The sequence below is a fragment of the Brevibacillus sp. YAE8 genome, assembly GCF_057543335.1.
Genome location: NZ_BAAIYG010000054.1, coordinates 1 through 12247, shown reverse-complemented (window position 1 = coordinate 12247; position 12247 = coordinate 1). Strand labels below are relative to the sequence as shown.

Sequence of the window (12247 nt, the reverse complement as noted above, 5' to 3'; positions counted from 1 at the left end):
CCTACTTCAACCTAGCTGACAAGCAGGAAGGAAAACGTCTGGGGTCAAGTGATCTCCTTGACGCTAGGCGTTTTCCTTCCTAGACTCCTAGGTGGTTGAAGGAGGGAAGAAGCATATGAAAATGCGAGAATAAGGGAGAAAGACTCAAATTTTAAGGGGTTAAACCGACAATGAATAAGTTTAAAGAGAAAGAGTTACAACTTCTTTCTACGCTTTGTAGTGAGAATAAGATACCAACAAAGTTAGCCTATGAAATCATTAAATCGGCCGTAAAATTTTCATATGAAAACCTTTCTCCAAATGCACGAAAAAAAGAGTACTTTGATTTAATCGATTTCTATTCCAAGAAAAACTAGGGTGATAAATATTGTTATTAAAAAAGTTGCTCTTTGATAACTATAAAACCTATTATGGCCGCCAAGAAATTGACTTTTATATCCCAAAACAAATACGAGAAGAACAAGGAAAAAACATTATTCTGCTTGGTGGATTAAACGGGGCAGGAAAAACAACTATTCTCAAAGCCATCCATTATTCGTTATTTGGCAAAAGAGGGATCTCCGACGCAGAACATAAAAAGCTATTCTCCAACGTGATTAACAATGTATTCTTCGATGAGGGCGGTAGAAGTTGTTCCGTTACACTCATTTTAGAAACTGATAGTGGTGAAGATTGGGAACTAAAAACGCAATGGAACTTTGATCACAATAAACGATGCATTAATGAAAATCGGGAAATAGCGATTCGAAAACCTGGTGTAAAAATTCCTAAACAGGCTCATATTGAAAACATAGAGGCATTCAATCGATTCATTGATAAAATGATACCTTTCCACGCAGCTCCTTTTTTTATCTTTGATGGTGAAGAGATCAAAGATATTATTATTCGACAGGATAGCAGCGAAATGAAAGAAGCGATTCATAAAATTACTGGGCTAGAAGCCTACAAGCAACTACTTAGCGATTTAAGCTCTATGAAAAGTTCCTTGGAACAAAATCTAGCCAAAGCAGTCAATCAAGAAAAGTTGAAGAACGTTCAAGAAGAACTGGCTAATACGGAACAAGAAATGGAGACACTTGAAAAGAGAAAATCAGAGTCCATCGCAGAGAAGAATAAGCTAGAAGCTCTCATTCGCGAAGCGAAAACAAGCCGTAATGAGAAAATTGCAAATAACTCTAAGTCGAGAGAAGTCATCATAAAGAAACAGGCTCAGCTCTCTACTCAATATCAGATCGAAACTGAAGAGTTCGCCACATTATTTAAAGAAAATGCCTTATCGATTATCTTATCAGAGAAAATTGTTGCCCTGAAAAAACGCCTGAAAACGGAACATGATTCAAAACAAAGACGCATTATCCAAGACTCTGCCTTAGTTCCTTATCGAAACTTTATTAACCAATTGTTTGACACCCCTATTTCTCCTCCACTGTCAGATGTTCAATTATCGCAAATTAAAAGTATGGGAGAAGAAATTTGGGCGAAGGAAAACAATATTACATTGGAAGTTAGTAACATTGAGGAAATTCATGATATTACACATTCCGAGTATACTTATCTGATGAATCTCCCCGTCCACGATCGGCACAGAATCGTATCTTCCATCAATAAAATCGAAAAGCTTTCTACACAATTATCGGACATCGAACAAGAACTGCGTACCGCGCCAGAGTCTGTCGATATCTCGGAAGAAAACCAAAAAATTGATACGTTAACGAAGAAATTAGGAGAAATCGATTTAAAACTCCGAAACATTCAAGCAAAATTAAATCGATCTAAAGAAACAAAAACGAACCTTTTAAACCAGTTGACACGAGTCTCTGACCAAAATAATGATTACGCAGATCTTACGAACCGATTAGAGTATGTCAATCGATTAATTAAAACGATCAATCAATACGTAAGCGAGATGACACATTTAAAGGCCGTCTTTATTAAAGAAGAGTTTGCATCTATGCTGAATAAATTATTTCGAAAACAAGATGAGTTTGGCGTCATCGAATTTGACATACAAACCTATAGCATCAAGCTCTATAATGATAAGTTGCAAGAAATCAGTATCCAGGAACGTTCTGCTGGTGAAATGCAGATGATTGCCTCTTCGCTTATTTGGGCATTAACCAAAGCGTCTGACCTTTCTTTACCCATGGTAATTGACACACCTCTTGGACGACTGGATAGCTATCACCGGAATCACTTAATTAACTATTACTATAAAGAACTAAGTGAGCAAGTCATCATTCTCTCAACTGACACAGAAATTAGCCAAGATTACGTTGATTTGATGAAAAACACCTCACATCGTCAGTATCTACTTGATTATGATCAAAATCGAAAATATACGATTATTCGTGACGGTTACTTTGATTTCGTAAAGGTGTGAAATAACGATGGCGACTAGAAGAATGTCTCTCTCTGGAACCGGCAAAGAAATTCTAGATACACTGACAGAAGCATTGGAAATTGATCGTCCAACGGCCATAAAAATCGCGCTTGCGAAAGGCATTTCAAAAGCTTCCGGCCGCGTTAACGAAGACTTTAAGGATCATTTACCGAAGTGGACGATCCCCGATCATCTCATCAAAGAACGTGAGTTTTTATTATTTCGTCAGCTCATAGTAAACGAAGCGCAAAGTGGTCTCGATGAAGATCTCTTACACCAATATATGCTTGAGTATATTGAATTTGGATTGCGTATGATTAAGAAGCAATTAGAAGAACAGACTTCGATGGAAGATTTTCGGCTCCTCATCCTCCAATAAAAAAGGTGTCCCCATGGGACACCTTTTTTAGATTCGTTCAGATAGGGATGTAATATCAACCACGGTGACAACAGGTTTGCTCAGGTCGCCATCGTCTTTTCGAATCGGACCATGTACAATGCACTGACCTTTTTTCAAGGAAGAAAGTTTATTTTCCCATAGTTTGCGATCTGCCGGAGTAGTGGATAAACCAGCCGCAACATACGAGACTTCCTGTTCTGGCTGAGCAAAATACACTTTCTGGGATGCATTTTGTAAACGAGCGAGTTCGTCTGCTGATAATTGCGATTTAAGGAATTGCGTTGCATACCAAGCAGACAATCCAAATTTTCGCCCTTCGGTAAGAATCCTGGCGGAAGGCGATTTCTCCGAATGATCGAGGTTCTGAGCCTCATCCATAATGATTGGAATCGGTTTGTTTTTGTTTCCGAACCTTACCGCGTAATTCCATAGATCCCATAAGACGAATTCTGTAATAATCAGTTGCACATCTCTAGGATATCCTGTTAACTGAATGACAAACACTGTCCCCTTACCCTCAACAATGTCTTGCCAATTAAGGGGATCCTTGTTACTAAACGGATTTCGATCGATCAAGGGTCGAATTTGCGATAGTGCCGTTTTTGCGTATGTGGATGCGTCTTCTTCGAGAATTTCACGAAGCAGAGGGAGACTCATTTCATCTTGATAACGATCAAGACCAGTGAGAATCGCATCATAAATGGCATTAAGCTGTTGAATTCCCAGCGTCTTGTAAACAGCTGAAAAGACACTTTTAATTCTCTCTGCAACGTCTGTATTGGATTCAGGAAGCGTGATTCCTCCAATGTCCCGAACATTTTTCAAAAATGGATTAATCGGTAACTGTTCGGTAAACACAATCTGTTGCTGTAATTGGGGACCTAGCGCTTGTACGAATTCTGCTTCTAACTGATTCGGTAAAAAGCCTTCCGTGTAGTCGATCACAATGCTAGATATGCCCTGTTTCGCTTTTTCCAGGAGCAAGCATTGCATAAAGTATGTTTTCCCCTGTCCAGAGCTACCCGAAATCAATAAATGGCGATTCGCAATCCCTTTGTTTCCATACTCCCAGTAGATATTCTTATTGGAATTCTCAGCTCTTCCAATCAATATTCTGGTATCCTTGAGAATACCCGCCCCCTCTTCTGCTGGGGGCGTAACAGGGTGGGGCGTTAAAGGCTGACTTCCCACCTCATCCTCTTTCTCCTCCATTACATCCGTTTCACCATCATTACCGAGTTCCGTCACCTCAGGTATATGCTGCTCCCTGTCTTCATCAGTGTCCCCTGCTCGCTGATCAAGTTCCATTTGAGTAGCCGAATCTTCAAGTGAAATGGTTTCCTCTTTTTCTACAGATGTGTCGATAAGGTTTTCTGCGACCATTTCTTCCTCGGATCCTTGCTCATGATTATCCAGCAGTACCAGCATCGGCTCCTGATGAATAACATTCTTAGCATCGTATATGTTGGAGAGTAGTTGTTCTTTTACTAGATCGCCTTCTTTTTCCTGAATCCACTCCCTCATGTCCTCCATGGACTGGATCAAGCCACTATAACCGTCATATTCAGTCAGATTCATATAAGTAACCCCATCCTCAAGATGAGAACTGCGGTGAAAAGCATCTCTTTGGAAAGAGAGAACCGCACCATCACCGATAAATGGATGGAGATGGGTAGCAAGAGTAAACTGATCTTTTAATAACTTTTCGAAGACGGCTTCTGTGAGCTCATAATTTTTCGATTCCCAAAATTGACTTTGCTTAAGTTTATTCGCATTCGAAATAAACAACTGGGCAAAGAAATTCCGATAGAATCTTCTCGTGAAGGCCTTTTCATTGGGATCTCCCAATGCATTCATGATTAACTTTTTGGTACTACTCACTTGTTTCTTTGCTTTATCCAATATTTCGTTTCGATTAAAACCGATTTTCACTTCGACGGGGTAAAAATGCATAAATAATTGTTGATCGCGTTGCTCTAAACCAATAAGTAATAAGTCATCACTGTGACTTCCTTTTACACCAAGATTCTTGGCCGTAAACACACCCTCTGATTTATTTAAGCTAACAGCCCCCGCTACGCGTAAAATCTCTTCTAACGAAATCGGTACCCACAAAATTTCTGGATGATCAAAATAAGCCAAACTGAATTTAATGGCTGAAATGATACTTAATTTCTCACGCGAATAATGTCCCTTGCTGCCAATAATGCGAAGCAACCATTCCCCATTAAAGGTGTTAAAAGCTTTGATTGTATTTTTGACTTTTCCCTCGTCACAACTGACCTCTTTATCTTTGAGGAACTCTTTAATGACAGAGAAGTATTGTTGCGATTTATCGGTGACCGTAATCGCATCGTATCGACTCGAGGAAGAATATTGATCACTATAATGAATTACAACCAAATTCTTTCCGTATTCATGAAAGAATTCAAGGTCGATACTAGGATCCACGAAAGTAACCCAGTATGAAGAGGAGAAAATGGACTCCAGTACTTTTTCATCCGCCGTTGTTGTTCGAGAGAAGATCGCTTCTCCTTTTCGGTACGTATCATTCCCTTCATTCCGGAGGTTTGCACTCAACTCGTTAAAGTAATACGCCATCTGGACCAACAAATTTTTTTCATCCAGGGAATATGCTTTGATTCCAAAACCACTCCGGTAATTCTCTTTTCCCTTCATAGAAGGGACATTTGAGAATAGTCCATCAAGGGAAATCCCCGTAACCATGTCTGCCATCGGTTGTACAGCAAATTGTTCCTGAGCATGCATCTTATAAAACGAAATGTGGGCGTACTTATAATTATCTTGTGTCTGTTGTTTATAGTAAGAAAGACGGGCCCGAATCGTTCTCAGCAGATCTTGCGGTTCATAGTATTTGGATGACAATTTGATATTAAACTTCGATTGGAATTCATCGATTGAATCGGTTCTGGAAAACAAATCAAAAGCACTATCATAATTGTGTTCGCGATACAGCGTGATTTCCACAGTCTTTACAGCATCAATGCCTTTGCTCTCGATTTTATTTAGAATCCAGTTCACGATTCCTCGTAATACTTCATAATCATTTTCAATGTTAATTAAATTGATTTGTAATGGAGCTTTGGATTGCTCACTGAACAAATAACCAAAATGCTCTTCAAACTGGGCAATTTTATCCTCAATGAGTTTGGCCAAATATCGATTAGCATCCGAAACGGTTACTTGATTGACGGGCTTGAAAATCAACCATTCTGTTACTGCACTTTGATTGTCGGGTTTATAGAGTTGTTCCTTGCCTAGATTAATTAACGGAACTAAACTATCCGGTTTTAAGCGATTCAGGATATTATTATCGATCTCCTCATTTGACAAAAGCGAATATAACTGAATCTGAAATGCCACAAGAAGCGGATGGAAGGGACTAAAGTAAATGGTCTGATTGGCAGAGACAACGCCCAACTTAAAGAGATCGCGGCCGCGTTTTCCCGCTGCTTCATTTTCATCAAATGATTTGATCTCGTTCATGTAGGTTATAACGTAATCCTTCGCTCTTTGCATCAAATCTTCATTGTAATGACAGAGACTTGGAATATTTCGCTTTATACGAAAGTAATTCATAAAGCGACTGTAAGCATCCCTCAGCTCACTACTTAAATCAAGATCCACCTGGACTAACATCTCCGACTCGACTTCAGCGCACTTCATACCTTTCTCAATCCAGACATGCTCCCAATCAAAAAACTGTTTGTCTTCGGCGTTCATATAAAACTCTCGATTACCGAAAATCAGTCGATTGTGTACACGTTCAAAATCTAAGCCATTCTCTCTCTTTAATTTCCAGATCCTCTGACTTGTAATAGGAATAGACTCCGGAATTTCGTTTTTTAGTAAAACGGGGATGATGGCTTCCGTCTCTTCAACTTGAAAATTAATTAATAACTCTTCCTCGTCGTTAAAGGCATCTGGTTGAGGTTTGGCAATGATTTTTTCATGCATACTAAATCGAACAAACTGACCGTACTCACTTACATCCATGCTTTTCTCGTTCAAGGCGGATCCGATTGTGATTTCATTTTGGTCAGTTTGGAACCCGATATAGCGATCACTCGCTTCAACTACATACTTTGTCTTATAGGAATCTAAAACATGCTCCTCAATAGGCACAACCGCAATATGAAATTCCGCACCGAGACTCGATTTCTTTTCATGTCTGTAAAAAAACTTCACAAAGGTCGTTTCATTTGCTTTGGCTGTAATTTTCGCCGTGAGATTAATACGTCCGACGTCAACGGTCACGTCTTTTTTGCATGCATTGGGTACTGTCACGTATTGGTCCGATAAACTTTTTATCCCACCTTGAAACATGAATGCAATCGTCAATTCAATTTCACTCTTGTGGTCTGGATTAAAAATAATTAGATGTCGTTTTCGGTGCCCCGCCGCTGTTTCTTTATGCGGTTTATCCCAATATTTCAACCCACCCTTGATAACAAGTTCTTTGACATCTACGGACGTTTTTTTATTGATTTCCTGTCTTTCTTCGTAATACTTATTGACTTCAGAGAAGCTTAGATCCGACCAATCTTCGCCTTTTAATTTTGACGTTCCCGTGGAAGAAAACTTTCTGTCCAGCTCGTCATCTTCATAGCCAAAATCATGGACTTTCCGAACATAGTCAAACAACTCCCGATTTAACTCCATCCGCTTCTTCAGGCTACTCCCGGAAAATGTCGCTAAATCAGGATCTTTAAACAAACCAAATTTCTTAAAGTCTTTATCCTCAATATATCCTCGCGATAGCGTCGTAAATATTTCCTCAAAATCAAAAAAGGTAATCTGTTGAAACATTTGTTCTTGCAGAATCATTTGCATGTTGTCGAGAAGGATAATCTGATCGACTTTATCCAACGCACTGTCTTCAATTTCTTGTTTTAATTTCTTAACGATGGAATGAGGATGGAGAGGCATCCCATCTTTTTGCAAGTCGCTACTTCCACCTTGGATCGAATCCAGTTGTTCAGAAACTACAGTAAACAATGCCGTATTTCGCCAAACATTCTGTTGTTCCCCCACTTGGTTTCGAAGCGTCACCAGAAAGTCTGGTTTTACGGTTTCAGAGGTATTCGCAATAATGAGCTGCACATCGTTGATCTCAATAGTAAACGTGATATAGGGATCGCCAAACTCATGTTTGTAAACAAACTGTTTGACATTTTCTTGGTTTTGCAAGGACTCAACGAGGCTTTGAACATCTTCTGGTTTATCCAATTGCAGATAATATCGATCTCCCGGCTTAATTTGCGTTTCTTTGAAAAAAGACAGTAACGATTCCGTAATATAATCATAGAATTGGTTTGACATACTGTGCATCACCACTATCACTTTTTTTATCCAAGATGTTTAACGTGTCAAATAGTTCAATAATCGCTTTTTTAGAATGGCGGTCGAAAGCAACACCCCGTGCAGCCATTTCATCAAATAGCTTATTTAATGGGATTCTTTTATCTTTTACACAGACTGCTGTAAGCAAGAGAAGTAGATCGTGATTCATATTGAAAACCGTTCCCAAATTCCCACGTACTTTCAGAAAAGTATGTCCGCCCAAATCCTCAATGTTTTTCCCATACTTTTCGCATGTATCTGAGTTCATCCCCTCTTTTAGGCTATTAAATAACGTTTTAATGGCTTCAGACAAAGTAGCGGGTTCCTCTTTTGGAGTAACTTTTTTCGAAAATAGATCTCGATATTTCTCAATCCACTGCTTTAATTCACTCAGATACTGTTGTTCGCTTTCTTCGCCCTGCTTTTTTAATAACACCAATAAATCGTGGTAGGTATGAAATCTAAGGTTTTTGTTTTGTCCATCAGCAATATGGCTTAATTGCGACATGGTATGGACATGGACAAATAGGTCACTTGCATTTTCTTTGATCCATCGAAACGAATTAAAGTCTTCCGCTGCTTTTCTTCTTTTGCTCATCGATTCCCATTCAAGAGCAAAGTAAAATGGAGACGCTGTTTGATAATTTGCTTTTTCAAACGCATCGAATTTCGCTAGTAACTGGCAAACATATATAAAAATATAAAAATGGGTGAGTAACGGAAAATTCGATATGAAATACTCTTTATGTTTACTTATATACAAAAGGTCTTCTTGGTACAGTTTCGTGAACCCATCTAACAACGGTTGATATTCCTTTTTTTGAATCCCTTCTCTTTTGGGTAGCTCTAATTTATTCAGAATGAGTTCCGTTAAGATATCGTTTGTTTCTTTAGCTTTAAACAAAGCTATAATCTCTTCATTTTCTTGAATTAAGACATTGTGAATAAAGTGACCAAACTTCTTAAAAACATCCTTCTCCGGAACGGGAATTAAATTATACAAATATGGATGCGTTATTTTGATACGATTATCCTGCCCGAACAAATGTTGATTTAAAAATCTCTCTAAATCATATTCATCATCCGCTGAATATTCAATTTCTCGGAGTATTTGTTCGATAACCGGATTCGAAGTGTAAGAAAGTTCATCCTCGGGCTTTCTTTTCTTCCGTTTTAACTCGAGTTCACAAATATTCCTAACTAACTCGCCCAATACTTCAAAAAAATGGTCTCGAACTTCTTTTGCGGATTTCGATGAAAATGGCAAAATTGCTATTACTTCTCCTGTATCATGTTTTCCCTTGCCTAAGGTAGTGATTAGTTTGTCGATCTGCAAAATTGTACGCATTATGAATTCTCCCTTTCAAAAACAAAAGAAGCAAAATCATCTCGTCGTAAGTGATAAAAACGAGCATCGGACGGGAAATGGATCAACAATTCATTGTTTTTGTCACCAAAATGCATCATTTTGTCAATAAATTCAACAAACTTGGTCGCATCTTCTTCGTCCTTTTTATTTGGACAGTACCCTTGTCGCACCCGTTCCAATAGTTGATACAATGGATAGTCAATATCTAAATAGGCTTTGCTCTCCCCATCACCCTTGGTATAGCAGACCAGAAGCGTTGATTTAAATGATTGGAGAATATCCTTCTGGATTGGTTTCAGGTGATCGATAACAGGCCTTATATTTAGCTTTTGGGCCAATCGGTACGTCTCATTTGGTTTATTGAGGTAAACATAGTCACGTTTTGGGCTGCCTCTCCATTTAAAAACAGCTTCCTTTACATTGTCATAGACCTCTCGAATGGAACTTTTGTTTCCTGTATTGAAGCCATACAAATGTTTCATAAATGTCGTATAGGAATCATCTTCTAGATAGCTAGCGAAGACGGGATTTGTTAAAAATGCGAGCCGAATGATGCTCATCGATAATTGGGTAACCGTATAATCAGATAATCTATCCTCTTGAAGAAATGGCGCGATCCATTCTTTTCCTTTTGGAGAGGATACATATTCATCAATGTTTCTAAATCCTTCATTCGTCGTGTTTAAATAAATAATAATATTGTCGATGTATTGGGACCGAATGTGAATGGGATCCAAATCGAATATCGATTTTAGAATCGGAGACCGTTCCTTCTTTGTAAAAAGGAGACTAGGCACCGAACATTGGATCCGTTCCATGTCTGTAAGTTCAGCACTTTTACTATTCTGATCGGGCATTACAATATCTGCGATAAAATTCAGGAACGCTCTTGTGGAAATTACATTTTTCGCCTTGACAATGGCTTGGATGATCAGATTGACGATTTGTTCTTGTACAAACTCCGCTTGCATAAATTCGTAATTATCGTGCGCCATGGTACGGTTGTTGCGTGCAAGATCCTTTGTGTAGGAAAGATAGAACGGATTATCTTCCGTTTTCCCAAAAATTTTTTTCAATAGGGATAAGTAAAATTGGGACGTAGCCCCTTCATTCGTAAGTTCGTATTCATGGTAGTCCCCAAAACTGATGAGATCAAAATACTCGGAACTAAATGAGATAGTTACGTTTTGGCTAAAGAGCTCGCTGTCATCAATAAACTTACGAAACGCTTCAAAAGTGACATTCTGATGCTCGGTTGTAATGAAATTATGTAAGACACCCATGTTAATCGCGAGAATGACTTTTTTGGGGGTTTGTCCGATTCCCTGATCTGAGAAGTCATGGAGGACTTCTGCCAATGTCTCCATTGCATTTTTACTTGGAGAAAAACTCTCCGTTGCATCATTAAAAATTTGATAACCCTCTAACAATTCAGGTTTGTGCTCTTTTAAATATGCAAGTAAATGCGATTTTCCGTCCCCTACACTTCCGCAGAGTAAGATTAAATTCGGTTTTGAAAGCCCTTTGTTTTTTTGTAATATCCACTCAAAATCCAGCTGAATTTTTCTTTCTACGTGCAAATACTTTTTAAAATCACTAAATGTATTCGCATTTTCGATCGCTTCTTTCGAAGAATCTTGCAGTCTCCTGAGCTGTCTTGCTAAATAACTTTCGCCAGGAGCGAGGTCCTGTGGAAGCTCTAATAGGTTGTTTGTAACAGCTTGACCTTCATTCGATTTCCCTTTTGCTAACTCTTCTCTATTTACTAAATCATTCATGATCTGTTTTTTAATTTCATCGATGTCAATGAGGGCACTTTTAGCGGGTTTCGGGTGTTCGTACAAAGGAATACGTAGTTGTTCCTTCGAGTAAACTTCATAAAACCAAACAGCGATGTTGTACATCGTTTTATGCAGTTTAAATGTTTCTGTTATATCATTGAAGGCTCCATTGTGAGCTGCTTTATTACCAGTGATTCGTATGGTATCAAACGCCGATTGAATCTCCCGTCTAATAAAACCCTCCTTTGACAGAAAGGAAATTTTGTCATAAAAGGTGGAAGCATATGGTACATCTAAGTTTTCTTGTTTGAAAACCTCATTTACGATCTCTTCTGCAAAAAGCCTTGCTTTTATGATTGCACTACTCGGGTCTTCATAGATCAGCTCTTCCATTTTCTTTGCAGTATGCGCTGCCACATCACTGATATGCTCAATAAAGCTTAAAAAATATTGGTCAGGCATTTTATCATCTCCGACTTTCGTACTATTATTCCTGATTTTATCATAATTTGCATTCATTTGGACCTTATTAATCCAGTGTCTAAATATCTAAAAATATGCAGCGTTAGACATGTCGATTTCTAAAGTACCCTGTGATGTGTGATTTTTTGCGGCGAATCTTCATCAAGTAACTGCAGTCTTTTGATTCAAGAACTTTTTTATCCCTTGCAGGTGTTCCTGAATGAACATGTCGTTTCAAGTCACCATTAAGGTATTCGTCTGGATTCATTTCTGGCGAGTAAGAAGGCAGATAAGAAACTTCAATCCACTCAGCATTTGGATTCTAACCAAGCTTTGACCGCCTTACTGTGATGCGCTCGAATACGTGTATATCGCATAATAAAAGTACAGAAAATCGCAGCGTAAAAATGCAGAGCTAGCCTGCGTTTTACAAGGCGGAAAAATAAATAGGCACTTGCCAACATCACTCTATTAAGTCTACCTTGGTCTTT

Annotated in this window: 5 protein-coding genes and 1 pseudogene; 2 read left to right on the top strand and 4 right to left on the bottom strand. The window is 38.6% G+C overall.

Annotated features, from left to right (window positions below; genetic code table 11):
- The first annotated feature begins 367 nt into the window (after positions 1–367).
- Positions 368–2380, top strand: coding sequence for a DNA sulfur modification protein DndD (gene dndD / locus AC27IT_RS27185; RefSeq protein WP_122953479.1), 2013 nt, complete (start codon positions 368–370; stop codon positions 2378–2380).
- A 7-nt stretch (positions 2381–2387) separates the two neighbouring features.
- Entirely contained in the window at positions 2388–2759 is a 372-nt protein-coding gene (locus AC27IT_RS27180; protein ID WP_122953480.1) for a hypothetical protein, read from the top strand.
- Positions 2760–2786: 27 nt separating this feature from the next.
- Here AC27IT_RS27180 and dptH read toward each other — a convergent pair whose 3' ends face one another.
- From dptH to AC27IT_RS27160, 4 genes and pseudogenes are all read right to left on the bottom strand, one after another.
- On the bottom strand, positions 2787–8123 hold the full coding sequence (gene dptH / locus AC27IT_RS27175) for a DNA phosphorothioation-dependent restriction protein DptH (protein WP_242507401.1): 5337 nt from the start codon (positions 8121–8123) through the stop codon (positions 2787–2789).
- Positions 8104–9492 carry a DNA phosphorothioation-dependent restriction protein DptG gene (gene dptG / locus AC27IT_RS27170; protein ID WP_487092228.1) on the bottom strand — a complete coding sequence of 463 codons (1389 nt, stop codon included), beginning with the start codon at positions 9490–9492 and terminating at the stop codon, positions 8104–8106. The genes dptH and dptG overlap by 20 nt, the downstream gene beginning before the upstream one ends.
- Entirely contained in the window at positions 9492–11756 is a 2265-nt protein-coding gene (gene dptF / locus AC27IT_RS27165) for a DNA phosphorothioation-dependent restriction protein DptF (protein ID WP_122953527.1), read from the bottom strand. The genes dptG and dptF overlap by 1 nt, the downstream gene beginning before the upstream one ends.
- 228 nt (positions 11757–11984) lie before the next feature.
- Positions 11985–12109, bottom strand: a pseudogene (locus AC27IT_RS27160) (transposase); the annotation flags it as partial.
- Between the last annotated feature and the right edge of the window lie 138 nt (positions 12110–12247).